Annotated in this window: 20 protein-coding genes; 12 read left to right on the forward strand and 8 right to left on the reverse strand. The window is 67.6% G+C overall.

Translation table 11 applies throughout. The features are described from left to right. Nucleotides 1–906: amidohydrolase family protein (locus ACI2KI_RS00005; RefSeq protein ID WP_404616731.1), on the forward strand; the 906-nt coding region annotated here is incomplete at its 5' end. A gap of 342 nt (nt 907–1,248) precedes the next feature. On the opposite strand, the gene ACI2KI_RS00010 is transcribed toward ACI2KI_RS00005, so the two are convergent. From ACI2KI_RS00010 to ACI2KI_RS00030, 5 genes are read right to left on the reverse strand one after another with little or no spacing between them, the layout of a single operon-like run. Then, the gene (locus ACI2KI_RS00010) at nt 1,249–2,028 is read right to left on the reverse strand and encodes an SDR family oxidoreductase (protein WP_292082361.1); all 780 of its coding nucleotides are present in this window, start codon (nt 2,026–2,028) and stop codon (nt 1,249–1,251) included. Between the two features lie 22 nt (nt 2,029–2,050). Beyond that, the gene (locus ACI2KI_RS00015; RefSeq protein WP_292082362.1) at nt 2,051–3,181 is read right to left on the reverse strand and encodes an acyl-CoA dehydrogenase family protein; all 1,131 of its coding nucleotides are present in this window, start codon (nt 3,179–3,181) and stop codon (nt 2,051–2,053) included. Between the two features lie 12 nt (nt 3,182–3,193). Further along, the gene (locus ACI2KI_RS00020) at nt 3,194–3,994 is read right to left on the reverse strand and encodes a crotonase/enoyl-CoA hydratase family protein (protein WP_292082363.1); all 801 of its coding nucleotides are present in this window, start codon (nt 3,992–3,994) and stop codon (nt 3,194–3,196) included. Further along, nucleotides 3,991–5,007 (reverse strand): acyl-CoA dehydrogenase family protein, encoded by a 1,017-nt coding sequence (locus ACI2KI_RS00025; protein ID WP_404616734.1) that lies wholly within the window; start codon nt 5,005–5,007, stop codon nt 3,991–3,993. Before ACI2KI_RS00025 ends, ACI2KI_RS00020 begins: the two co-directional genes overlap by 4 nt. After that, entirely contained in the window at nt 5,007–6,104 is a 1,098-nt protein-coding gene (locus ACI2KI_RS00030; protein ID WP_292083349.1) for an acyl-CoA dehydrogenase family protein, read from the reverse strand. Before ACI2KI_RS00030 ends, ACI2KI_RS00025 begins: the two co-directional genes overlap by 1 nt. Before the next feature lie 475 nt (nt 6,105–6,579). Between ACI2KI_RS00030 and ACI2KI_RS00035 the strand changes: the two genes are divergently transcribed. The 5 genes from ACI2KI_RS00035 to ACI2KI_RS00055 all read left to right on the forward strand — a co-directional run bounded on the left by ACI2KI_RS00035 (nt 6,580) and on the right by ACI2KI_RS00055 (nt 12,707). Further along, entirely contained in the window at nt 6,580–8,859 is a 2,280-nt protein-coding gene (locus ACI2KI_RS00035; RefSeq protein ID WP_312784151.1) for a TonB-dependent receptor domain-containing protein, read from the forward strand. A gap of 122 nt (nt 8,860–8,981) precedes the next feature. Continuing rightward, nucleotides 8,982–9,746: an SDR family NAD(P)-dependent oxidoreductase gene (locus ACI2KI_RS00040; RefSeq protein WP_292082366.1), complete on the forward strand. Its 765-nt coding sequence runs from the start codon at nt 8,982–8,984 to the stop codon at nt 9,744–9,746. Between the two features lie 234 nt (nt 9,747–9,980). Further along, complete coding sequence (locus ACI2KI_RS00045; RefSeq protein ID WP_292082367.1) at nt 9,981–11,336, forward strand: MFS transporter; 1,356 nt, start codon at nt 9,981–9,983, stop codon at nt 11,334–11,336. Between the two features lie 79 nt (nt 11,337–11,415). Further along, a complete protein-coding gene (locus tag ACI2KI_RS00050) occupies nt 11,416–12,159 on the forward strand; it encodes an NAD(P)-dependent oxidoreductase (RefSeq protein WP_404618887.1) in 744 nt (247 codons plus the stop codon). 113 nt (nt 12,160–12,272) lie between these two features. Continuing rightward, nucleotides 12,273–12,707, forward strand: a complete 435-nt coding sequence (locus ACI2KI_RS00055; protein ID WP_292082369.1) for a MerR family transcriptional regulator — start codon at nt 12,273–12,275, stop codon at nt 12,705–12,707. 81 nt (nt 12,708–12,788) lie between these two features. On the opposite strand, the gene ACI2KI_RS00060 is transcribed toward ACI2KI_RS00055, so the two are convergent. Further along, entirely contained in the window at nt 12,789–15,119 is a 2,331-nt protein-coding gene (locus ACI2KI_RS00060) for a CaiB/BaiF CoA-transferase family protein (protein WP_292082370.1), read from the reverse strand. A gap of 184 nt (nt 15,120–15,303) precedes the next feature. Between ACI2KI_RS00060 and ACI2KI_RS00065 the strand changes: the two genes are divergently transcribed. Next, nucleotides 15,304–16,227 carry an IclR family transcriptional regulator gene (locus tag ACI2KI_RS00065; RefSeq protein ID WP_292082371.1) on the forward strand — a complete coding sequence of 308 codons (924 nt, stop codon included), beginning with the start codon at nt 15,304–15,306 and terminating at the stop codon, nt 16,225–16,227. Here ACI2KI_RS00065 and ACI2KI_RS00070 read toward each other — a convergent pair. Beyond that, complete coding sequence (locus ACI2KI_RS00070; RefSeq protein WP_292082372.1) at nt 16,148–17,353, reverse strand: alpha/beta fold hydrolase; 1,206 nt, start codon at nt 17,351–17,353, stop codon at nt 16,148–16,150. The two genes, ACI2KI_RS00065 and ACI2KI_RS00070, sit on opposite strands and share 80 nt — an antisense overlap. 152 nt (nt 17,354–17,505) lie before the next feature. Here ACI2KI_RS00070 and ACI2KI_RS00075 point away from each other — a divergent pair, with 152 nt between their 5' ends. The 5 genes from ACI2KI_RS00075 to ACI2KI_RS00095 all read left to right on the forward strand — a co-directional run bounded on the left by ACI2KI_RS00075 (nt 17,506) and on the right by ACI2KI_RS00095 (nt 24,027). Continuing rightward, nucleotides 17,506–18,417, forward strand: coding sequence for a crotonase/enoyl-CoA hydratase family protein (locus ACI2KI_RS00075; RefSeq protein ID WP_292082373.1), 912 nt, complete (start codon nt 17,506–17,508; stop codon nt 18,415–18,417). Beyond that, nucleotides 18,410–19,198 carry an enoyl-CoA hydratase/isomerase family protein gene (locus ACI2KI_RS00080; RefSeq protein ID WP_292082374.1) on the forward strand — a complete coding sequence of 263 codons (789 nt, stop codon included), beginning with the start codon at nt 18,410–18,412 and terminating at the stop codon, nt 19,196–19,198. The genes ACI2KI_RS00075 and ACI2KI_RS00080 overlap by 8 nt, the downstream gene beginning before the upstream one ends. Nucleotides 19,199–19,321: 123 nt before the next feature. Next, entirely contained in the window at nt 19,322–21,481 is a 2,160-nt protein-coding gene (locus tag ACI2KI_RS00085) for a TonB-dependent receptor (RefSeq protein ID WP_404616739.1), read from the forward strand. Nucleotides 21,482–21,495: 14 nt separating this feature from the next. After that, nucleotides 21,496–22,665, forward strand: a complete 1,170-nt coding sequence (locus ACI2KI_RS00090) for an amidohydrolase family protein (RefSeq protein ID WP_292082376.1) — start codon at nt 21,496–21,498, stop codon at nt 22,663–22,665. A 66-nt stretch (nt 22,666–22,731) separates the two neighbouring features. Continuing rightward, nucleotides 22,732–24,027 carry an MFS transporter gene (locus tag ACI2KI_RS00095; RefSeq protein WP_292082377.1) on the forward strand — a complete coding sequence of 432 codons (1,296 nt, stop codon included), beginning with the start codon at nt 22,732–22,734 and terminating at the stop codon, nt 24,025–24,027. Here ACI2KI_RS00095 and ACI2KI_RS00100 read toward each other — a convergent pair. Beyond that, entirely contained in the window at nt 24,011–25,180 is a 1,170-nt protein-coding gene (locus tag ACI2KI_RS00100; protein WP_292082378.1) for an acetyl-CoA C-acetyltransferase, read from the reverse strand. The two genes, ACI2KI_RS00095 and ACI2KI_RS00100, sit on opposite strands and share 17 nt — an antisense overlap. Nucleotides 25,181–25,195 lie beyond the last annotated feature (15 nt).

Consider the following 25,195-nt stretch of genomic DNA (forward strand, 5'->3'; position numbering starts at 1 on the left):
GCAGCGCCGGGGCGCTTCATTCCGCTGATGCTGACGCCCTTCTGGGACATGCAGGCGGCGGTGGCCGAGGTGGAGCGGATGGTCAAGCTGGGCGTGCACGCCCTGTCCTTCTCGGACAACCCGGCGCTGTCGGGCTGGCCGTCGATCCATGATCCCTACTGGGATCCGCTGTGGAAGGTCTGCGCCGACAACCAGGTGGTGATCTGCTGCCACATCGGCACGGGGGCGGCGGCGAACCACGCCTCGGACCTGTCGCCGATCGACGCCTGGATCACTTCGATGCCGATCTCGATCGCCAACTCGGCGGCCGACTGGATCTGGGGGCCGATGTGGAAGAAGTTCCCGACGCTGAAGATGGCGTTGTCGGAGGGCGGGATCGGCTGGATTCCGTATCTGCTGGAGCGGGCCGACTTCACCCACGGTCACCACAACGCCTGGACCAACTCCAACTTCGGTCCCGGCAAGATGCCGAGCGACATCTACAAGAAACACATCATCAGCTGCTTCATCGAGGACAAGTTCGGCCTGGCGAACCTGGACTACATCGGCGAGGACATGGTCATGTACGAGTGCGACTATCCGCACTCGGATTCCGTCTGGCCGCATTCGGCCGACAAGCTGTGGGCGGATATCCAGGGGCTGTCGCGCGAGACCATCGACAAGATCACCCACATCAATGCGATGCGCGAGTTCTCCTATGATCCCTTCTCGGTGCTGAAGCGCGAGGACTGCACGGTCGGCGCCCTCAAGCGCAAGGCGGCGGCGGTGCCGGTCGACACCGATCCCCTGCTGGGGCTCGGCGGGGCCGCGCCGCAGCGTGAAGCCGGCAAGCCGGTGACCTCGGGCGACATCAACCGCATGTTCGAGAACGCTTCGGCGGAATCGACCGTCTCGGGCCGTCGCTAGAGCGAAATCGGTTCAGATGGGATCGCATCTGAACCCAGATATTCGCTCCAGCATCAATCCTGGAGCCTGATTCACGGCCTCGGCGGAAGCGCGAAGCGATTCCTCCGCGACCGATCAGGCTCCAGGCGCGCTCTCTCCCCGGAGCGCCCAGTGAAACGCCCGCCGGAACCCTCCGGCGGGCGTTTTTCATGACCGGGCCTCATCGAGCCAGCGTCCGGCGCGGCCCAGCAGCCGCACCGCATTGGCGCGCAGGCGCTCGTCTGGCGGTCTTTGACGATGAAGGGTCAGGCGGCGGCGCCTGGCGAGGTCCCAGGGCGAGGGGCTTTGAGCGAGGCCGTTCGTCTAGACGAGGCCGGCGTAGGCCCCGCCGTCGAGCTGAAGGTTCTGGCCGGTGATGTAGCCGGCCCGGGACGAACAGAGGAAGGCGCAGGCGTCTCCGACTTCTTCAGGCCGGCCGAAACGTCCCGCCGGGAGCGAGCGCGCCATTTCCGCGCGGGCCGCGCTCTCGTCGACGCCTTTCAGGCGGGCCAGGGACCGCGTCATCCGCTCAAGGCGATCCGTGTCGATCTTCTCCGGGAGAAGGCAGTTCACCGTGACGCCGTCGCCGGCGACCTCCCGGGCCAGGGCCTTGCAGAAGGCGGTCAGACCGGCGCGCGGACCCGCCGACAGGGCCATGGGCAGCTGCGGTGACTTCACCATGGCGGAGGTGATGACGACGATCCGGCCTGATCTCCGGGCGCGCATGCCGCCGATCAGGCTCTGGATCAGCAGGATGGGGGAGACCATCTTGGCAGACACGGCCTCGGTCCAGGCGGCTTCATCCCACTGGTCCATATGGCCAGGCTTGGGCCCCCCGCTGTTGCAGACCAGGATGTCCGGGGCGGGGCAGGCCGAAAGCGCCGCAGCGCGGCCTTCGGCGGCGTCGATGTCACCGACCACCGTATGCGGGCGGCGACCGACGGCGTTCTGGATTTCATCCGCCGCGCGGGCCAGCCGCTCTTCATCGCGTCCGTTGAGCCAGACCTCGGCGCCCTCGCGCGCCAGAGACAGGGCGCAGGCCTTGCCCAGGCCGGCGGAGGAGGCGCTGACGAAGGCGCGTTTGCCCTGGAGGCCAAGGTCCATGATTCTGCTCCGACGACCGCCCTCAAAGGGTGCGGGCGATGATTTCCTTCATGATCTCGGATGTGCCGGCGTAGATGCGCGCGACCCGGGCGTCGACCCAGGCGCGGCCGACGTCGTATTCGCTCATGTAGCCGTAACCGCCGTGCAGCTGCAGCAGTTCGTCCAGCAGCTGGCCATGAAGTTCCGCGCCGGTAAGCTTGGCCATGGCGGCGGTCTCGGGGGTCAGCTCTCCGTCCAGGAGCTTCTGCAGGCAGTCGTCGACGAAGACCCGCAGCATGGTGGTGCGCGCCTTAACATCGGCCAGCTTGAAGCGGGTGTTCTGGAACTCCAGCAGGGGCTTGCCGAACACGATGCGCTCGCGGGTATAGGCGATCGTCTTGTCCAGCATGGCCTCCAGCGAGGCGGCGGCCCGGATGGCGATGACCAGACGTTCCTTCGCCAGCTCCGTCATCAGACATGCGAAGCCTTGGCCCTCCTCGCCGAGGCGGTTCTCCACGGGCACCCGCACGTCGGAGAAGAAGAGTTCCGAAGTGTCCTGGCCGCGCAGGCCGATCTTCTCGAACTTGGCGCCCTTGGTGAAACCCGGCGTTCCCTCCTCGACGCAGAAGAGGGTGATGTCCTTGGGATTGGCCTGCCCCTCCACCTTGGCGGCGACAATGGCGAGCCCGCTGTTGACGCCGTTGGTGATGAAGGTCTTCTGGCCGGACAGGATGTAGTGGTCGCCCTCGCGGCGCGCCTTGGTCCGCATGCCGCGCAGATCGCTGCCGATCTGGGGTTCAGACATGGCGATGACGGCTATGAGCTCGCCGCTGATCAGCCTCGGCAGCCAGCGCGCCTTCTGGTCCTCGGAGCCGTAGTTCACAAGATAGGGCACGGCGATGTCGGAATGGGTCGTGAAGCCCACAGCGGTCGCATTGACCCGCGCCAGTTCCTCGATCAGCACGGCGCTGTGGCCGAAGTCGCCGCCGGCGCCGCCAAAGGCTTCCGGCGCTGTCACGCAGAGCAGGCCTTCTTCTCCGGCCCGGAGCCAGAGGGATTTGGGCACGATCCCGTCCCGTTCCCATTGGGCGTGATGCGGCGCGATCTCGGTCTCGACGAAGCGTCGGACCTGATCGCGGAACATCTCGTGGTCCTCGCGGAAGACCTTGCGCATTTTGAGCTCCGTCTAGCTGTCAGTGAAGCGCGCGGGACGCTTTTCAAGCATGGCCGCCACGGCTTCTGCATGATCGGAGGTATGGTGCGCCAGCGCCTGGTAGGCGGCGGACAATTCCAGCAGGGCGCCGAGCCGCATGTGTTGCCCCTCGTGAAGCAGCCGCTTGGTGAGGCGCAGGGCATGGCCGGGATTGCCGGCGATACGGTGCGCCAGGGCCATGGCGGTCTCCATCAGCGCATCCGGCGCCGTCAGCTGGGTGACCAGGGTCCAGTCCAGCGCAGTCTTGGCGTCCAGGGCGTCGCCCGTCAGGGCCATGTGGCTGGCGCGCGGCATGCCGACGATGCGCGGAAGCAGCCAGGCGCCGCCATCGCCCGGGACGATGCCGAGCTTGACGAAGCTTTCCGCAAACGTGGCCTTCTCCGAAGCGATCCGGATGTCGCACATGCAGGCCAGGTCCAGGCCCGCGCCGATCGCCGGCCCGTTGACGGCGGCGACGATCGGCGTCTCCAGCTCATAGAGGGCCGTGGGAATCCGCTGGATGCCGTCGCGATAGCGATTGCGCAGCTGGTAGGGCGAGCCTTCGAAAAGACCGGTGCGGTCGCGCATGGCCTTGACGTCGCCGCCCGCGCAGAAGGCAGAGCCTGCTCCGGTCAGGACCACGACGCGGATGGAGGGATCGGCGCGGACCTCCTCGCAGGCGTCCTCGAAGGCGTACATGTCCTCGGGGCGGCTGAAGGCGTTGCGCTGTTCCGGTCGGTTCAGGGTCCAGACGGTCACGGGGCCGTCGCGAGACTTCAGAAGAAAGTCGCTCATGGCTGAGGGCGCTCCTTGAGGGTTTCAGTGATGAAGGGCCACAGGCCGTCCTCGCCAGCGTCGGCGATGAGGCGACCGAGCCGTTCGGACCATCGCGCGTCGGATCCGTACTCCGTCCGCCAGGCCCAGAGGCGTCGTGTCAGGAAGTGCAGGCTGTGTTCGTGGGTGAAGCCCAGGGCGCCGTGAACGGCATGGGCGATGGCCGCGCCCCGGCCCGCGGCTTCGCCGGCCACGGCCTTGGCCGAGGCCGTGGTCGCGAAATGCGGCGTCCGCCGGGCCTGCATGAAGGCGGCTTCCGCGACGGCGCCGGCCGCGGCCGCCTGGGTCGCTAGCAGGGCGAGCTGCTGCTGGACCGCCTGGAACTTGCCGATCGGGCGGCCGAACTGGACACGTTCGTTGGCGTACTGGGCGCTCATCTCGGTCAGCCGTCCGAGTGCGCCGGCTATCTGGCCCGAGCGGATCAGGGCGCCGCTCAGGCGCACCGTGTCGGGCGGGCCGTCGAAGGCCGCGTCCGAGACCAGGGAGCCGGACGCGAGGACGACGGTGTCGCGCGGCTCGCCGGCGACGTTCACGTCGTGCTCCACGGCGGCGCCCGTCATGTCGTGCAGGCCCAGGCGTCCGCGCGTCGTGTCATGCAGGACCAGCCAGCGCGCCTGACGGCCCCAGGGCAGGTCGGGCAGGACCGAGAAGGCGTCGCCCGCCGCGAAGACAGTCACGCCGCTCTCCGGCGGGGCGATGCCGCAGGCGGACAGAAGGGCGTTGGCGACGAGGGTTTCCGGCAGGGGGGCAGGGACGGCGCTGGCGCCGCAGGCCCGGATGACGGGAAAGAGGTCGGTCCAGCTTGCGCCGATTCCTCCCAGGTCCTCGGAAACGGCGGCCAGGGACAGGCCGAGCGCCTCCATCTGAGCCCACAGGCTGTCGGACCAGGCGCCGGTCTCGGCGAGGCGCAGCGTCTCGGCGTCGACCGCGTCCGCAAACAGGCGCTCGACGCTCTCCTGGAACATGGCGCGCATCAGCGGACTCCCAGACCGCGCGCAAGAATGCCGCGCAGGATTTCGCGGGTGCCGCCCCGCAAAGAAAACGAGGGCGCCATGCCCTGGGTGACGGCCAGGACCCGACGCGTGGTTCGCGCCTGATCGGCCTCGGGCAGAGAATCAATCAGGCGGATTGCTGTCTCGACGGTGTCCTGCTCGTATCCTGTGCCCAGGTCCTTGACGCAGGACGCCGCCCAGACCGGGTCCTGTCCGCCGGCCAATTGTCCGGTGACGGAGATGGACATGGCGCGCAAGGCGACCAGCCAGGCCCCCAGGCGGCCGATCTCCACCGCCTGGCGGGCGTCGGGGGAGACCCCGACCGCCTCCGTCAGGCATCGGAACAGCGTCAGGGCGCTCAGGAACCGTTCGGGGCCGCTGCGTTCGAAGGCCAGCTCCGAGGTCGCCTGCGCCCAGCCTTCGCCTGCGGTTCCCACCAGGGCGTCAGCCTCCAGGATCACGTCGTCAAAGGTGACTTCGTTGAAATGTTCATGGCCGGAAATGTCGCGGATGGGGCGGATGGTCACGCCGGGCAGGTCGAGGTCGACGATCACCTGGGACAGGCCTGCGTGTCGTTCGCTGGCCGGATCCGTGCGAACCAGGGCGATCATGGCGTGGCACCGGTCGGCGTTGGTGGTCCAGACCTTGCGGCCGTTCAGCCGCCAGCGGCCGTCCGACTGACGGTCGGCGCGGGTCCGGACGGAGGCGAGGTCGGAACCGGAATCGGGTTCGCTCATACCGATGCAGAAGTACATCTCCCCGGCGGCGATGGCCGGAAGATAGCGCTGCTTCTGGCTCTCGGCGCCATGACGCAGGATCAGGGGCGCGCTTTGTCGATCCGCGATCCAGTGCGCCGAGACCGGCGCTCCGGCGGCAAGCAGCTCCTCGCTGACGATAAATCGCTCGAACGACGTCGCGTCGTGTCCGCCGTATTGTTTGGGCAGGGTGAGGCCGACCCAGCCCTGCCTGGCCAGGGCCCGGCTGAATTCGGGGTCGAAGCCCATCCAGGAGAGGGCGCGTTCTTGAGCAGGATAGTCGGCCAGCCGCTGCGCCAGGAAGGCGCGGACCTGGTCTCTCAGTGGCTCAAGGCCGGGGGGGAGCGCTGGCGCGCCGAACTGATCGAGGAGATTCACTGGTGATTCCGGGATGTTGGCCCGCTTCCCTGGGAAGCCCCAAATCCATACATCCGAGAATATGGTTCTGACCAGAGAATTTTGGGCGACACGCGAACCGTCTCGACCCCGCCCGGCCTCAAGGTGGCCGGAGAGGGGCGGCGCCCCGATGCACTCCGGACCCGGGGCGACGCCGTCGAGGGCGGCGCGCCAGGGCTTTTGGCGTCGGTTCCGGTCCGGCGGCGTCGAGCGCCTCAGAATCGACCTTCAGGGGATGGACTAGATTCAGAATGAAATTTTAGTGTGAGAAAATTTGTTGACTCGGTGAAGTCCATATCCGAGTGGGAGACGACAAGCGGCCGTGTCGGCGGGGCGACCTCGCGGCAAAGGTCGCGGGCATGGCGGGTCTCCCCCGTCGCGCCGGACATTAGGGAGAGTGTCGTTGACCGCTGTTCATTGGAAAGCCCTGCTTTGCGCTAGCGCATCCGTGCTGGTTCTGCCCTCCGCCGCCCTGGCCCAGACGACGGGCGCGTCGCCCGAGCCTGAGGCGCCTGCGAGCGGACCGACGGGTCTTGAGGATGTGATCGTGACCGCCCAACGGCGCGAGCAGCGTCTGCAGGACGTGCCGGTCGCCGTGACCGCCTTCGGGGTCAAGGAGCTGGAACGCCGCCAGATCACCGACGTGCGGGCCCTGACCGAGAATGCGCCGTCCATCACCTTCACGGCCACCCCCTACGGCAACAATGACCTGATCCTGGCGATCCGCGGCGTCGCGCCGGGGGGCGTGCTTCCCAACGTCGACCAGGCGGTCGGCACCTATGTCGACGGTCTGTATTACGCCCGTCCTGAAGGCAGTAATTTCGCTCTGGTGGACGTCGCCTCGGCCGAGGTCCTGCGCGGTCCCCAGGGGACCCTGTTCGGACGCAATACGATCGGCGGCGCGCTGAACATCACCACGAACAAGCCGAACTATGAGTTCGGAGGCTCGCTGAAGGTCGGCTACGGCAACTACGACGCCCTGAGCGCCACGGCCATCGTCAACCTGCCGCTCGTCGAAGACAAGCTGGCGGCGCGCCTGGTCTACGGCCATGTCGAGCATTCGGGCTACGGCCGCAATCCGACGCTGGGCAGCGACGTCGCCGACCAGAACGACGACTTTGTTCGCGCCTCGGTTCGGGCCGACATCGCCCCCGAGCTGCGGGTGGATCTGAGCTTCGACCACTACTGGGGCTCGAACCACCAGCCTCTGTGGGTGCTGAACACCTATCAGGCCGGTTTGAGCCCGGCCATGTACGCCCCCTATGTGGCCGAGCCCGGGTCACGGATCAGCCAGGCCGGCATCAATCCGGTCAACGACTCCAGGGTCTATGACTTCAACGGGACCATCACGGCGGAACTGCCGTTCGGCGTGCTGAAGTCGATTTCCGCCTATCGCAACGTCTATTTCGAAGGCGCGTCCGACCTGGACGGCACGCCCCTGCCGACGGCGGATGTCCGCGAGTTCGTCCTCGACGGCGAACAGGTCTCCCAGGAGTTGCAGCTCTCGGGCGCGAGCCTTTCCGATCGTCTGAACTGGACGGTGGGCGCCTACTATTTCCACGAACAGGTGCGCAATACGCCCCTGACGCGTATCCCCGCCGCCATCCAGGACAATACGATCCGGCCTGACAACAAATCAGTCAGCGTTTTCGCCCAGGCAAGCTACGAGATCCTCCCGAGCCTGCGGTTCACGGCCGGCGTCCGCGCCGTCAAGGACACCCGCGGCATGACCTATACGCCGGCGCGCTATGTCGTGACGGGCAATCCAACCAATGCCGAACCGCCGGCTTCGGCGATCACGCCGGGGCCCTGTCCCTTCACGGCCATGGGTCTGAATGAAGCGCCGGGGAGTTGCCTCTACACGCCGGACGACATCAGCTTCGAGACCGTGCCCTTTACCGTCGGCCTGGACTACAGGCTTCCCGGCGACGGTCTGCTGTACGCCAAATACTCCAAGGGCTTCCGCACCGGCGGCTTCCAGCAGGCCAGCGGCACGACGGCGGCCTTCTTCACGCCCTTCAACGAGGAAAGCGTCGGCAGCTACGAGATCGGCGCGAAGCTGGCCCTGTTCGAGAACCGGCTGCGGTTTTCCGCCAGCAGCTTCTTCTCCACCTTCGACGACATCCAGCAAAATGCTGTCCTGCAGACGTCGCCGGTCGTCATCGCCGTGCTCAACTCGGGCACTGCTGAAATCTACGGCGCGGAGTTTGAAGCCACGGCCTTGCTCGGCGACCTGCGCCTGCACGGGTCGCTCGGCCTGATCGAGCCCAAGTTCACCGACGGCCCCTACAAGGGCAGCGAGGTGCCGACGGTGGCCAAGACGACCTGGTCGGTCAGCGCCGACTATCCCGTCCAGTTCAACGCCGGACGTCTTGACCTGCATCTCGACTACAACTGGCGCTCGGACGTCTACTTCCTGAACACGGTGACGATCACCGGGGCGGGGCCGGTGGACCTGACGGAGTTCCAGCGGAAGTCTATCCGCCAGGACGCCTATGGGCTGCTCAACGCCCAGGTGTCGTGGACCTTCGACGCCCGGCCGATCACAGTGGCCCTCTACGGCAAGAACCTGACGGACGAGTATTTCGCCGCAAGGTCGGGCTCGTTCGCGGGGGCGAACTTCAACAGCATCGTGGTCGGCAGCCCACGCACCTACGGAATGTCGGTGTCCTACGCCTTCTGAGGCGCGTGTAAGTCTGGGGGTTCCAGCCCTCTATCCTCGGGGCGCGGTTCAGTGCGACCGCGCCCCGCCTTTTTGCTTCGGTCGACCCTTTCCCAGGGTCGGTCTTGCCGGGGAGCATGGCCATGTCGGCATCGCTGGACGGGCGCCGCATCATCATCACCGGCGGCTCCAGCGGCATGGGAGCCGCCATGGTTCGCGCCTTTCCCGCCATGGGCGCGCGAGTGGCGTCGCTGGACCTCCAGTCGGTTGACGGCGCGCGGATCGTCGATGAAGCCGGGGCCGTGGCCTTCTTTCAGGTCGACGTGGCCTCGGAAGCCTCAGTGATCGCGGCCGTGGAGGCCGCCGTCGGGGCTCTGGGCGGGCTGGACGTTCTGATCCATGCCGCCGGCGTCGCGCCCTTCGCCGCCGCCGCCGAGACCACGCTGGATCTCTGGAACCATGTCATGGCGGTCAATGCGACCGGCGCCTTCCTGACCAATCGCGCCGCCTACCCGCATCTGAGAGCGCAAGGCGGGACGATCCTCAACTTTGCGTCCGCCGCCGGCGTGAAGGGGCATCCCGGCAAGGCGGCCTATGCGGCGGCCAAGGGCGCCGTCCTGGCGTGGACGCGAACCATCGCCGTCGAGTGGGGGCGGGAGGGCGTCAGCGCCAACGCCGTGGCGCCGGCCATCTGGACCCCGATGTACGACCAGACCCGCGCCGCGATGGACGAGGACCAGCTGGCGGCTCACGACGCCGTCAAGGCGCAGACCATCCCGCTCGGAGGGCGGCTGGGCGACGTCGAGCGCGACTTCGTGCCCGTGCTCGCCTTCCTGGCCTCAGACGGCGCCCGCTTCATCAACGGCCAGGTGATCGCCATCGACGGCGGCATGCTCATGGTCCGCTAGGGATCAGGGCCGTCAGCGGTTCCGGGACGGACGCACCGCGCATGGCTGCGTCGAAAATATTCTATTATGTGAATGCTATTTCGATATCAAAACAATTCTTGACAGCCCCTGTGACGACGCAGGTATTCTGTCCGCTGCTGTGCCCGCTTGCGGCCAGGACAAGAAAGCGCCGCCGGTTTCAGGCGAAGGCGCCATCGGCCGGGATCGACCGGACAAGAGACGAGGGAGAGATTGATGGTCGGGACCACACACAAGCCAGGCGAGAGGTCCGGCGTCGAGCCGCCGTATCCGCCGCTCAAATATGCCTGGTATGTGATTGGCGTCCTGTTCGTCGCCACCCTGCTGTCGCAGCTGGACCGGCAACTGCCTGCGCTCCTGGTCAAGCCTATTCGCGCCGAGTTCGGCATCTCCGACACCCAGTTCAGCTTCCTCCAGGGCTATGCCTTCGCCCTCTTCTATACCGTCGCGGGCCTTCCGTTCGGATGGCTGATCGACCGGACCGTGCGGCGCAACCTGATCATCGTCGGCATGGTCGTCTGGAGCGTCATGACGGTCCTCTCGGGCTTTGCGCAGAACTATAACCACCTGGTCCTGGCCCGCATGGGCGTCGGCATCGGCGAAGCCGTGCTGGCCCCCGCCGCCTATTCCATCATCGCCGACTATGTCGCGCCCCATCGGCGGGGCCGCGCCTTCAGCGTCTACTATCTCGCCCTGGCCATCGGCTCGGGCGCGTCCCTGATCCTCGGCGCCCTGATCGCCCATCTGGTGCCCGAAGCCGGGCTGGCCCTGCCCTTCGTGGGGCAGATGGAGCAATGGCGGATGACCTTCCTCATCGCCGGCGCGCCAGGGGTGATCCTGGCCTTGATCGTCCTGACCATCCGCGAACCAATCCGACGCGACCAGGCGTCTGGCAAGAGCAGGGCCGAAGGCACCTGGATGGAGTTCCTTCGTCATCTGGGGCGTTTCAAGTCCACCTACAGCCGCGTGCTGACCTATCCGGGAGTTGTCGCCATCATCGGTTACGGCAACCTGGCCTGGGCCCCGACCTTCTTCGATCGACGCTTCGATATCCCGACCAAGACCTCGGGTCTGATTATCGGCGTCCTGGTGGCTGTCGGCGGGCTCGCCGGCACCCTGGCGAGCGGCTACATCAGCGACCGATGGGCGACGAAGGGCGTGCCGGCGGCCCGCCTGCGGGTCGCCATGCTGGCCTGGCTGCTGGTGCTGCCGACGGTCTGCGCCTGGTCCCTTGTGGGAACGCCCTGGCTGAGCTTCCTCTTGCTGACGCTGGTCGTCACCGGCTTCGGCATGGCTCAGGCGGCGGCGCCGACGGCGGTTCAGGAAATCACGCCCAATCGCATGCGCGGCAAGGCCGTGGCGCTCTATCTCCTGTTCGGCGGTCTGGTGGGCATCGGCTTTGGCCCGATGTCCATCGCCCTGGTCACCGACCATGTGTTCAAGAGCGACGCCGCCTTGCCCTATGCGCTGGCCCTGGTCGGGGCGCCGGTTTCCCTGCTCGGCCTGTGGATTACCTGGTCGGGGCTCAAGCCCTATGAGCGTACGGCCCGGGCCTTGCGCGCGGAGGACTAGGGATGACGGCTCTGCGCGGCGGCCTACGAGGCCCGGGATGAAGGTCGGCTGGATCGGGCTCGGGCAGATCGGGGTCCCGATGGCGCTGCGAATTCTACAGTCCGGCCATGACCTGAAGGCCTTTGTTCGAAAGCCGGCGGAGGGCGAAGACGTTCGAGCCGCAGGGGCAATCGCGTGCGGGTCCGGGGCGGAGGCGGCTATCGATGTCGATATCCTCGGCGTCTGTCTGTTCGACGATCATCAGATCCATCAGGCCTTGATCCTTGATGGCGCGCTGGCGGCGATGCGGGCGGACAGCGTGGTCATGGTCCACACGACCGGAGATCCTGAACTCTTTGGGCGGCTGTCCGCCCATGCACCCGCCGGCGTGAGCCTGCTGGACGTCGCTTTCAGCGGCGATAGGGACGCCGTCCTGGCCGGTCGTATCGCTGTCATGGCTGGCGGGGAGGCTCAGGCCCTCGCGGCGGCGAGACCTGTTCTCGAGTCCTATGCCTCGCGCATCCTTCACGTGGGGGCTCTGGGCGACGGGCGTCGGGCGAAGCTTCTGAACAATCTCCTGTTCGCCGCGCAGATGTCGTTGGCGGCTGAGGTCCGGATCCAGGCCGATCATTGGGGTCTGGATCCGGACCTGACGGTTCAGGCCGTCATGACCTCCAGCGGCGCCAGCTACGCCATGTCCCGGTTTCAGGGCGGCGCCACGGCGCCCGACCTCCTCGAGCGGATTAAGCCCTATCTCGACAAGGACGTCGCAATGGCCTGCGCCGCCCTCGGAGACGATCACAGGCTTCCGCTCACGATCGCGGCGGCAGGAGCCTGGAGTTAGGCTGCAAACCCCGGCCTCACCGTCGGCGTCGCTCCGCGGCGGGCGATGGGAGGGCTGGTGAATTTCAATCCGTCCGCGCCGCAAGCCGGCCGGTCTTGCATCAGGACGATTTCATGGCCGGGACGCGCCGCCCCTCGCGCAGGCGAGACCTTCAAGGACTTACGATCACGGAGCTTGCGAGACTCGCCGGAACGACGGCGCGCGCCTTGAGGTATTATGAGGAGTTCGACCTCCTGACGCCGCATCGCGGGGGGCGCCAGGAGCGCTTCTATTCGCCTGCTTCGGTGGGCAGGGCTCTGCAGGTGGTGAGGATGCGACGCCTCGGCGTCCCTCTGGCGGATATCGCCAGGATCCTTAAGGACGGCGACACGGGCGGACTCAGGCGGATCATCGAGGAGAGGCTGGCCGACGTGGAGAGCCAGCGCGAACAGCTTTCGGCCCTTCTGGACCGGCTCAAGTCCGACGAATCGGCGGGATGGATGCGGGAGGCCGCCCCTCGAGGCGTCGATCTTGCGCTTCGAGAGGCGTCGGACGTCGCCCTGGGTTGACGCCTCGTCACACCAGTCCTGGCGCAGGTACCAACGAGAGGAAGGGCGCGGGCCGGAGTGTGAGGGCCGGCGACGCCGCCTTCAGGCCCGACCCGGCCCTGTCGAAGTTCGAAAGCCGCCCGCAGCCTCGTGCTCGCCCAGCATCGGCGGGCGCTGGAGCGGCGGTCTCCCGTCGCCTAGCCTTATCGGTGAAGCGAGAATCCTGACGGACCCCCCCGCGGTCGCCGGATGGGGGAGGCTTTGAACCAGATTTCGGGCGCAGACCTGAGGATCAGCCATGACCTCTTCGTAGCTGTTCACGGCGGCGCTGGGCACGCCAAGGGCCACCAGGCGTTCGAGCAGGCGTGCCCGGGGCAGACGCCGGAACCCGTGTCGCAGGGCGGTTTCCAGAGGCGATGCGCCGGGGTGGTCGTCGGACGCGGGATGTTCGCCCGCGAGCTCTTCGCCCAGAATTGTCAGGGCGTCGAGGTGGCGGGGGCGGCTCGCGGACAGGAAGATGGGTCCGTCCAGGCACTGGTAGAGATCCGTTGGCGATGGACCGACCCGATTGCCGCGTCTCGGCGGCTGGACCCCGGTCTCGAGATAGGCCTGAAGACTGCCGGCCTGCATGGCGACCGCCACGTCGAGCAGGGCGACGTCCACATGCTGCCCGGGGGCGGCGTCTGCGAAGCGTTGATGGAGGGCGGCGACCGCCGCCAGGGCGGCGAACTGACCGGTAGAAACGTCCATCAGGCTGGGACCCGTCTTCAAAGGGCCGCCCCCCGGCTCGCCGTCGGGACGCCCCGTCATGGCCATCAGGCCGCCCTGCGCCTGGAACACAGCGTCGTAGCCGGGTCTGCCGGCATAGGGACCGAACTGGCCATAGCCGGTGAGAGAGACATAGATCAGCCGGGGATTGAGCGTCGTCAGGCTGGCCGCGTCGAGATCAAAGCGCGCCAGGTTGCCGGCGATGAAGTTTTCGATCAGCACGTCGGCTTCAGCCGCCAGCGAGCGAACGCGCGCCTGTCCCTCGGCGGAGGCGAGGTCCACGAGGATGGAGCGCTTGTTGCGGTTGGCGCAGAGATGGAAGGCGGATTCCAGGGTGCGGGCTCCGGTCGCATCCGTCAGGGCGTCAGGGCCGTAAAGGCGCGCGTCGTCCCCGCGACCGGGCCGTTCCACCTTCAGGACGTCCGCGCCAAGGTCGCCGAGCACCTGCGACGCCCAGGGCGCGGCCAACACCCGACCGAGATCCAGGACCTTGATCCCCTCAAGCGGCTGGGCTGGACGGACGCTGGGGGCGGGCCGGGGCGGGAGGCGACGCGGTCGGAGCCAGGAGTGATCCTGACCGTCGGCTCCGCCGGGCTGTGGCGGCGCGGGATAGGTCAGGGGCGAGCGCGGCAGACGGAGCGGGCTGGCGACGCAGGGGAGCTCGTTTTCGTCCTGGTTGACGAGGGCGCGGGCCCTGACCTGGGGGTCGGTCGCCAGATCGGCGTAGGTGTTGATGACGGAGCAGGGTACGCCCGCCTTCACCAGAAGATCCATCAGGGCCTTGCGCGCAAAGGTCCTCAGGATCGGACCGAGAACGGCGTCGATTTCGGCGCGGTTTCGATCCCGGGCGAGGACATTGGCGAAACGCGCGTCGTGGATCATCTCCGGGCGGCCGAGCGCCTCGCACAGTTTGGCGTAGTGCTGATCCGTCCCCGCAGAAATATAGATCACGCCGTCCGCGCAGTCGAAGGTCTGGGCGGGGTGGCCGCCGTTGCCGGCGTTGCCGCGGCGTTGCGGCTGGCGGCCGGCGACGAGGTAGTTCTGGACGACGTGCGACTGCATGGCGACGGCGACGTCGAACATGGCGACGTCCACGAAGGCGGGACCCGCATGACCGCGGAGGCGGCCGATCAGAAGCGCGATCACGCCGGTGGCGGCGTTGATCGCAGACAGGCCGGTGACAAGCGGGACGCCGATCTGCATGGGGCCGCCGCCCTCGGCGCGGTCGTCATGGCCGGTGATCGCCATCAGCCCCGCCTGCGCCTGCAGCACGCCTTCATCGGCGTCCTCGTCCCGTCGGGGGCCGGACAGCCCGTAGGGGGTAACGGAACAGACGATCAGATCGGGGTTGCAGGCCGGCGGCTGGGTCGGGTCCAGGCCGGCGAAGGCGAGGGCGCCGTCGTCCACCACGACATCCGCGTCGCCAAGCCAGGCCTCCAGGGCAGGGCGGTCGTCCGGTTCGAAGGTGATCCGCATCGAACGCTTGTGGCGGTTCAGGGCACGCCGCTCCGCCGTGTCCGCCTCGTCATGGCGCACGAGGCGCACGACGTCGGCGCCCAGTTCGGCGAGCAACTGGGCTGTGCGGACGGCCGCCGGTCCCTGTCCGAGATCAATGACCCGCAGGGCGGAGAGCGCCCGGCCGTTCGTCGAGTTGGTGGTGGTCACGCGCCGCATCTCCCTGACTGCGAACGAGGGTGTCGGAACGGCGAGGGGGCGGCAATCCATCCTCGGGAAGCACCGCATATGCGTTGCGCCGGCCCGCCTTCGTCCCCGAAATCGTTGACAATCGCTTTCTACCTAACGGATGGTAGTTAGAAACCCTCAAAGAAGGGATGCAGGGAGTGAAGCTATGGATGCTTGTGCCTATCCCGCGGCGCCGACACGCGCGCCTCGTCGATCTTCGACCGCCAGCCGGGCTTCCACGCTCCTGGCCTCAGACGCCAAACGCATCAAGTCGGCCGAACGGGTCCTTCAGGTGCTCGAGTATTTCGCGACCCGACAACAGCCGGAAGCCACCGTCATGGACATCGCCAAGGCGCATGGCCTGCCGCAGTCCTCGACGTCGGAACTGCTCAAATGTCTTACCGCCCTGGGCTATCTCGCTCATGATCCCTTCCGGCGCACCTATGTGCCGACCGCCCGCGTGGCCTTGCTGGGGGCGGGGGTTTCGCCCCTGCTGCTGCGCGGCGGGCCGCTGATGGACATGCTGACCGATCTGAACGAGCAGACCGGGGAGTTCGTGGTTCTGGGCATGCCCGTCGGCCTGGTCGTCCGGTACGTCCATGTTCTGCCCTCGACCCGCCTGGTCACGACGATTGTCCCCGACTGCAGCGCCTTCCCGCTGCACACGGCCATGGGGCGGGCGCTCCTGTCGGCTTTGCCCGACGACGCCGTTCGCAAATTCGTCCACCGTCTGAACGCACAGGTTTCCGAGAAATGGCGCGTGGCGCCCTCGGCGGTCCTCGCCGAAGCGGTCGAGATCCGGCGGCTGGGCTATGCGGTGACCTCCAACTCCGTTTGGCGCGGCGGCGGCATGGTCTGCGCGCCCTTACCCGATTGCGGCGACGGACAGTTGCTGGGCGTCGGCATCGGCAGCGACGCGCAAACCACGCTCGAGCGCGCCGCGGACTTCGCCGAACGGATCCGGGCCGCGACGGCCCGACACCTGTCGGGCCGCGCGACGGAAACGCGGTTCAGGCGAAGTGCAGGCGTCGATACCGGCCGCGGAAATAGAGGAGCGGATCCCGTCTCGGTTCGAAACGCGCCCGTATGACCTCGCCGACGAAGATCCGATGGTCGCCGCCGTCGTGAACGGCGTGCTTGCGACAGAGGAAGACGGCGAGCGATCCTACGAGCGCAGGTACGCCGTCATGCCAGGGTTCGAACGCGGTCTCGGCGAAACGGTCTTCGCCGGGGCGTGCGAACCGGTCGGACGTCGGCTGCTGGCCGATGTGCAGGACATTGACGGCGAAGGTCGACGACGTCTCGAAGGCCGCCAGGGAACCGGCGCTCCGCGCCAGGCAGAAGAGCAGGAGCGGGGGGGCCAGCGACACCGAGGTGAAGGAGTTTGCGGTCAGGCCCACCGGGGTCCCGTTCCCGTCCGTCGTGGTGACGACGGTGACGCCGGTGCCGAAGCAGCCCAGGGCGTCGCGCAGGGTCCGCACATCCGAGCCCGATTGATAGGCCATGGGGTCGCGCGGGGCCTCGGTCTCGAGGAACTCCAGAAGGAGGGCCTGGAACCGCTCGGGTTGATCGGCCGCGACATCATGAGACGCGCCCTCAATCTCCACATGGCGGGCGTTCGGGGCCCGGCGCGCCATGGACTCACGCGCCTCCAGGCTGACCAGCCGGTTGTCGGCGCCGTGAAGGATCAGGAGCGGCAGCCGGACCTGGCCCAGCACCGACTCCAGCGTCTGTTGCAGGGTCGCCATGTCCAGGCCTGTGGTCCAGCGCGGGTCGGCGCCCTCGTCCGGCCGCGGGTCCCGCGCGAGGCGGCGGACCGCCTCGGGATCAAGGTCTGGCGCCACGCCCGCCGTGACGACGCCCGCCGCCAGGTGGGCGCCGTCGTCCGCGATCGCTGCAAGGGCGATCGCGGCGCCCAGGGCGACCCCGACGATCACGGGGCGCGTGGGCAGGGCGCGCAGGAGGGCGCGAAGGTCCTCGGCGTAGGCGTCCAGGTCGTAGCGGCCGTCCGCGGGGCGTGCGCTCCGGCCGTGGCCCCGCAGGTCCGGGCAGAGAACATGCCGGCCGGCGGCCACCAGCGCTTCGGCCGTCTGCCGCCAGGCGACGGCGCTCTGGCCTCCCGTATGGACCAGAACCACGCCGGGGTCCTCGGGAGAGCCGTGGCGCTCGACCGACAAGACGACGCCGCCAAAGCCGCGAAAGGTCTCGGTTTTCATCTTGGATTCTCCCTGCGCACCGGCGTCGGTCCGCAGGCCAGGCTAGAGGGCCCGGCCGCGGATCGCGCGGGGGCGAAGCAAACATCGCATCCCCGATGCTCCAGCCGGGACCGGGGATGCTATCGGTCTGTCAACGACAGAGGAGCGAGATGATGGGCAAGTGGCTGGATGCGCCGGAGACCCTGCTGTTCGAGGTGCGCGGCAAGGTGGCCTACATCACCTTCAATCGCCCCGAAAAGCGCAATGCTCAAAGCGCGCGTTGTTTGAGAGAACTCAACGACGCGCTGCGGGAGGCGGATGATTTGCAGGCCGTTCATTGCGTGGTGCTTCAGGGGGCGGGCAAGGACTTCTGCTCGGGCGCTGACATCTCCGAGGGCATTGAACCCGGCGCCGACGGTCGCCGTCCCTATGATCCTGCAGACTATCGCGGACGGACCGCCTTCGAGGATGATGTCTGGCACACCCGCTACGGGTCCAACCTTCGCCTCGACATCTTCCGCATGCACAAGCCGGTGATCGCCAAGATCCAGGGCAATTGCCTGGCGGTCGGCACGGACATCGCGCTGAACTGCGACATGGTCGTCGCCGCCGACGACGCCCGCATCGGTTTTCCCGCGGCCCGATCCCTGGGGTCGCCCGCCAACCATATGTGGCTCTATCTGCTGGGACCCCAGTGGGCCAAGCGCATGCTGCTGACGGGCGACGTGCTGCGGGGACGGGACGCCGCGGTCCTGGGTCTGGTCATGGAGTCGCATCCGGCCGCTCACCTGGACGACGCCGTCGCCGCACTGGCGGACCGCATCGCCCTGGGCGATCCCGCCTTGCTGGCGGCCCACAAGCGCGTGGTCAACATGGGCCTGGAGTTGATGGGCTGGGAGACGCTTCAGCGCTTCGCCGCCGAGAACGACGCCCGGGCCCATCTGGCGGAGGCTCCGCGGGCCTTCTTCGACCTCGTCAAGGCAGAGGGCGTCAAGACCGCGCTCCATCGCCGCGACGCGCCCTATGGCGACGACGAGATCCGCCTTCGCGCGGCGCGTGACAACCTGGAGATTTCCCATGACTGAAGTCATCGACGGACTGGTCGTGCAGCGCCGCGGATCGGCGCTAGTCCTGACCATGACCAACCCTGGACGGCGCAACGCCTTCTATCCCGAGATGCGCGGCCGGATCGCCGAAGCGATCGCGGCCGCGGCGAGCGACCCCGCCGTCCGGGCGATCATTCTCACCGGAGCTGAGGGTCATTTCTGCTCCGGCGCCGACCTGCGCCGCGTCAGCGACGCTGACAACGGACCGCTCGCCGTGCGCGAACGCCTCAAGAGCGTCCATCGACTGCTCGAGCTGATTATCGGCGGCGCCAAGCCGACGATCGCGGCGGTGGAGGGGGACGCCTTCGGCGCTGGCATGTCTATGGCCGCCGCCGCTGACGTCGTCGTCGTCGCCCGCGGCGCGCGCTTCGGCGCCTCCTTCGCCAAGATCGGCCTGCTGCCTGACATGGGGCTCTTGTACACCCTTCCGCTCCGCGTCGGTCTGGCCAGGGCGCGGCGGTTGATGATGACGGCGCGGACGATTGACGCGGAAGAGGCCGTGGCCATAGGGCTGGGGGACGAGCTGACGGCCGAGGGCGCAGCCCTCGACCGGGCGTTGGAGGTTGCGGCCGAGTTTGAAGCCTCCGCGCCCCTGTCCCTGGCGGCGATCAAGGCCGCGATGGCCCAGGGGCTGACCGGTCTCGACGACGTGACCCGCTTCGAGCTCAACACCGTTCCAGGCCTGGCCAATACCGAGGATCATCTGGCGGCGCGCAAGGCCTTCCTGGCGAAGGAACCGGTGGTTTTCGTGGGGAGATAGGCTGGCTTGCTTCGGTCTTTCATCGCATCTGCGGTGTTGAGAGGCGTCGTATTGAGTTCGCATTAGATATGCCGAAGTCTAACCCCAATGCTCGTCAAACAAGAGCAATCAAGGGGAGAAGACATGAAGTATCTGCTACTTGGAGCTGTCAGTGGTGTTTGCGTTCTGTCTGCCGGAAACGTCCTGGCGCAGGATATTGTTTCGACGTCGCAACCGGCGCCGTCGGACGGGCCGTCCACCCTGGACGACATCGTCGTGACGGCGCAGCGCCGGTCGGAGCGCCTGCAGGACGTGCCTATTTCGGTGACGGCTCTCTCCAGCGAGCGCCTTGAAGACGCCGGGATCGTTTCGACAGAGGACCTGACGACGGTCACTCCGGGACTGGTCTTTGCGCGCTCCAACCAGTTCGCCCAGCCGACCATCCGCGGCGTCGGTTCGCGCAACGGCAGCCAGGGCGACGAATCCAGCGTCGCCATCTATATCGATGGCGTCTATCGGCCCGAGCAGTTCAGCAATCTGTTCGAACTGGAGGGGGTCGAGCAGATCGAGGTCCTGAAGGGACCGCAGGGCACCCTGTTCGGCCGCAATGCGGCGGGGGGCGCCATCAATATCACCACGCGGATGCCGGACGCGGATCCCGACCTGACCATCGCCCTGTCCGCCGGGGATTTCGGCTACTGGAAGGCCGCGGGCTATGTTTCCGGGCCGCTGACCGAGCGTCTGAGCGCCAATCTGGCGGTCACGGCGCTGCAGGACGACGGCTTCGTCCGCAACATCTTCCTGAACAAGGACAGCGGCAGCCGCGAGCTCCTCGCCGCCCGGACGAAGCTGGTGTTCGACATCGACGACGCCAGCCGCCTGTGGCTGGGGCTCAGCTATCAGGATGGACGCGACAACACCAACCAGTCCGGACAACCCCTGGCCGGGAACAGCCGGGGACGCCGGGTTCCCGGGTCGGTGACGCCGAGCGAGCCCTGGACGACGGCGACCCAGTTCATCCCGATCTCCAAGGGCGAATCCTTCGCCGCCGATCTCCACTACAGCCGGGAATTCGCGGGCTTCGACCTGCGCGCCGTCCTCGCCTACAGCGAGGCCAGCCAGTATAATCTCACGGATTCCGACAACACCTCCGCGGCCGTCTCCGGCAACGACACGACCTTCAAGGCGTCGACCTACAGCTTCGAGGCGGTGCTGGCCTCGAGCGGGGGAGGGCGCTGGAACTGGACGCTCGGCGGCAATCTCTTCTCGAACGAATCCGTGCTGGATCCCTTCATCTCGGGGGCGACCAATTTTGCGGGTCGGCAAAAGGCCCAGGCCGCTTCGGTCTTCGGCGAACTGGTCTTCGAACCGGTGACCGGCCTCTTCCTGACCGGGGGCCTGCGCGCCTCCTGTGAGGAACGAAGCGCCCGCTTCAACCAGAGGACGCCGACGGTGGTCGCCGCGGAAGGCGAGGACCAGTGGTCGGATATCTCGCCCCGGCTGGTCGCGCGCTACCAGTTCGCCAGGAACGCTAACGTCTATGCCTCCTATACGCGGGGCTTCAAGAGCGGGACGTTCAACTCGACCTCGGCGGTCGGAGCGTCCGTGCCTGCGGATCCGGAATATGTCGACGCCTTTGAAATCGGGCTCAAGACGGATCTGGCGCAGCGGACGCGGCTCAGCCTTGCGGCCTATCACTATGACTATCAGGACCTGCAGGTGACCGTCCCCCTGTTCATCAACGGCGCGACCACCTTCGCCCTGTCCAATGCGGCCCAGTCGACCATTCAGGGACTGGAGGCCAATATCGAGGCGTCGCTGACGGATCGGTTGAATCTGAGGTTCGGCGGGTCCCTGCTTGACGCCCGGTATGACGAATTCCCCGATGCGGTGGTGCTCGAGCCGGATCCGGCCCTCTTCTTCAACGGCGCGCCGGCCGGCAACCGGCAGGTGGTGCGCGACGTGAGCGGCAATCGCCCCTCGCGGTCGCCGGAATGGACCTGGAGCCTGGGGCTTGACTACACCCTGCCGCTCTACGGCGGCGACCTGCGCCTTGGCGCCGACGCCTATGGCAGTGCCCGGTGGTACTCGGACCCGCTCAACCGTATCGTTCAGCCCGACTACGCCCTGGTCAACGCCTCGGCGCGCTGGACCTCGCCGAGCGGGCGGTGGTCTGCGCTGGTCTCCGCCGAAAACCTCACGGACGAGGCGGTCTATTCCAACATGTTCACGTCGGCCCTGGGTGATTTTGTCGCCTACCAGCGGCCGCGCTTCGTCTCCTTCACCCTCAAATTTGATCTCTAGGAAGGACGTTCCGAATGAGCGTTTCCGAAATTCTCACGCCGCCCAAGGACCCTTTCTTCGGCGAGCGCCTGGACGCGGACGGCCACGTCTATCCTGAGCCCGACCTCATGCGCGAAATCCTTGGAGACCTGGGGCGCGATCCCATCTCCGACTATATCGCCGCCTATTTCGGCTCGGAGGAAGACAGGGCCAGCCGGGCGCAGAATCGCGAGGATATCTGGTCGATCAAGGGCATCAGCGCCCTGGGCGCCTCCTTCTCACGCGCCGAAGAACGGGTGGAAGCGCTCGAGATGATGGGCCTGCGGTCGCAGCTGGTCTTCCAGAACACCTTCGGCAAGGAGCTTCGGGTGGATTCGCCCTCGGCCCGCGCGGCCTGTCGCCGCTACAACGACGTGGCCCTGGCCTGGGGCGCGCAGACCGGAGGTCGCGCCCGGGTCGCCTGCATGATCAACATGGGCGACATCGCCTGGGCGCTCGAGGAGGTCGACCGCGTGATCCGCGGCGGAGCGAAACTCGTCACCTTGCCCTGCGCTGCGCCGCCCGCCGGCCTTTCCCCCGCCCATTCGGCCTGGGATCCCTTCTGGCGGCGCCTCGAGGAGGCCGATGTCGCGGTGACCCTGCATCTGGGCGGCGGCGGCATGCTGAGCGGCGAGGCGGCCGATCCGATCCTGCCGGGACGGGAATGGGGCCAGGCGGAGACTCTCAAGGGAACCCCGGCCTCGCGCCCTGGCGGCGAGGAGGCGATCAGCCCCTACTTCATGCTCGTGGCTCACATGCCCGCCGAGCTCTATTTGCAGATCCTCGTCATGGGGGGGGTCTTCGAGCGCTTCCCCCGCCTGCGTTTAGGCATCATCGAATATGGTTCGGGGTGGGTGGGCCCGTGCGTGGAGCGCATGGACCTCTGGACGGGATTCCTGGCCAAGGTCGGCCGCTCCTATCCGATGAAGCCCAGCGAATACGTGCGCCGCAACGTGCGCGTGGCGCCCTTCTATCACGAGAACCTGCCCCTGATGATCGACCGCTACGGCATGGAGGAAATCTATGTCTTCAGCACCGACTATCCCCATCTCGAGGGAAGCCGGGATCCGGTCGGCAAGTTTCAGAAGTGGCTGGATCGCCTCGATCCAACCTACGCCAGGAAGTTCTTCGTCGAGAACGGCGCCCTTCTGTTCCCCGGCCTCTAGCCGCCTCCCGACTGCCGGGTCGGGCCGCGCCCGACCCGGACATTTTCACGCCAACCGAGAGGTCCGATGACTGCGAGCAATCCCGCCAGCGCCGTACTGACGCGGACGACGAGCGCCGCCTGGCTCGCCCTCCTGCTGTTGACCCTCGTCAACGCCTTCAGCCTGATCGACCGCAAGCTGCCCTTCATCATGCTGGAGAGCATTCGTGCGGAGTTCGCTCTGTCCGACACCCAGGTGGGGCTCCTGGGCGGGGTGATGTTCACGGTCATCTATTCGCTGCTCGGCCTGCCGCTGGCGCGACTGGCGGATCGGACGTCGCGCAAGCTGGTCGTGTCGGGCGCCCTGGCCTTCTGGAGCCTGATGACCGCTGCCGGCGCTCTGGGCCAGAGCTTCGCCCATCTGGCCCTGGCCCGCATCGGCCTGGCCGTCGGCGAGGCGGGGGCGGTGCCTCCCAGCCAGGCGATCCTGGCGGATTATTTCCCGCTACGCCGCCGCGGCGTCGCCATGGCGGTCTTCCAGGCGGGCGGCGCGCTCGGCGTCATGGGCGGCCTCGCCCTCGGCGGGCGCCTGGTCGAAGCCATGGGGTGGCGCCAGACCCTGGTGCTCGCGGGGATGGCGGGCCTCGCCCTCACGGCGGCGATGCTGATCGGTCTTAAGGAACCGAGGCGCGGGCAAAGCGACGAAGTGCGCCGGGTCGAGGTCAAGGCCACGCTCGGCGAGGCCCTGGTCGCGCTCTGGCGTATGAGATCGTTCAAATGGCTGGCGCTGGGCGGCGCCCTGTTCACGCTCGGGACATCCGCGATCATCACCTTCGGCCCAAGCTACCTGGTCCGCGTTCGTGGCTTTTCCATCGCCGACGCCGGCGCCTATATCGGCGTCGTCACAGGCCTGGCCGCCGGCGCCGGCGTCCTCGTGGGCGGGTGGGTGTCGAGCTGGAACAGCCCGCGTCGCACCCTGATCCTGGCCGGGCTGGGCCTGGCGGTCAGCGCGCCCTGTCTCTACTTCGCCCTGAACACGGACAGCCGCCTGGGCCTGCTGGTCCTGCTGGCGGCGCCGCTCTTCCTGGGATCGCTCTACATGGGGCCGAGCTACGCCTTCGCCCAGACCATGGCGCCGGTGCAGATGCGCGCCCTGACCGCCTCGGTGATGGTCTTCATCATTCACGGCCTCGGCACCTCACTCGGCCCGCTGATCGTCGGCGCCGTCAGCGACGGCCTTGCGCCCAGCCGCGGCGTGGACGGTCTTCGACTGGCGTTGATGATTGCGCCGATCGCCTATGTCGCGGCCGCTGCGGCGATCGCCGCCGCAGCCAGCCGCATTGAAGGCGACCTTCCGGCAAGCCGTGTCAGAGCCGCTCGATGATCGTGACGTTCGCCATGCCGCCGCCCTCGCACATGGTCTGCAGGCCGTAGCGGCCGCCGCGTCGGCCGAGCTCATGGATCATCGTCGCCATGAGCTTGGCGCCAGACGCGCCCAGCGGATGACCCAGCGCGATGGCGCCGCCGTTGACGTTGAGCTTGTCGGGATCGGCGGCGAGGGCCTTGCGCCAGGCCAGAGGAATGGAGGCGAAGGCTTCGTTGACCTCGTAAAGGTCGATGTCGTCCAGACGCAGTCCCGCCCGTGAAAGGGCGCGTCGCGTGGCTTCGATCGGCGCCTCAAGCATGATGACCGGATCGCCGCCGAAGGCCGACATGTGGTGGATACGGGCCAGGGGCGGGCGGCCCAGGGCCTTCAGGCCCGCCTCGCTGACGACGAGCAGGGCCGAGGCGCCGTCGCAGACCTGGCTCGACGTCGCGGCCGTGAGGCGCCCGCCGTCCTTGAGAAGCTTGACCTGGGCCATGGCCTCAAGGCTGGCGTCGTAACGGATCCCTTCGTCCGTCTCATGGATCTCGAGGCCGTCGACGCCTTCGATGTCGAGCGGCAGGATTTCTTCGCGGAACCGGCCCGCCCCGGCGGCCGCGGCGGCGCGCCGGTGGCTCTCAAGGCCGAAGGCGTCGAGCGCCTCTCTGGTCAATCCGTGTTTGGCGGCGATCATTTCCGCGCCGTCGAACTGGCTGAACTTCACGCCGGGATAGCGGGCGGCCATGCGCATGCCGCGGGACACGCCGAACCCGTGTTCCGCCGGAAGGGCCGAAGGCAGGCCCATGGGCACCCGTGACATGCTCTCGACGCCGCCGGCGATGACGGCGTCGGCGTTGCCGGACAGGATGGCCTGGGCCGCGAAGTGCAGGGCCTGCTGGGACGAACCGCATTGACGGTCGACGGAGACGCCGGGAACCGTGTCCGGGAGATTCGACGAGAGCACCACATTGCGGGCGACGTTCTGGGACTGCTCGCCGACCTGTCCGACGCAGCCGAAGATCAGGTCATCGACAAGGGCCGGATCGGCGCCGACGCGGTCCAGGACGGCGTCGACGACAGCGCCGCCCAGGTCCGCCGGATGCCAGGCCTTCAGCCTTCCGTTGCGGCGGCCTCCGGCGGTGCGGACGGCGGATACGATATAGGCCTCGGCCATGGGGGCTCCTTTGGC

The sequence above is a fragment of the Brevundimonas sp. NPDC046655 genome (assembly GCF_044901625.1).
Classification (GTDB): domain Bacteria; phylum Pseudomonadota; class Alphaproteobacteria; order Caulobacterales; family Caulobacteraceae; genus Brevundimonas.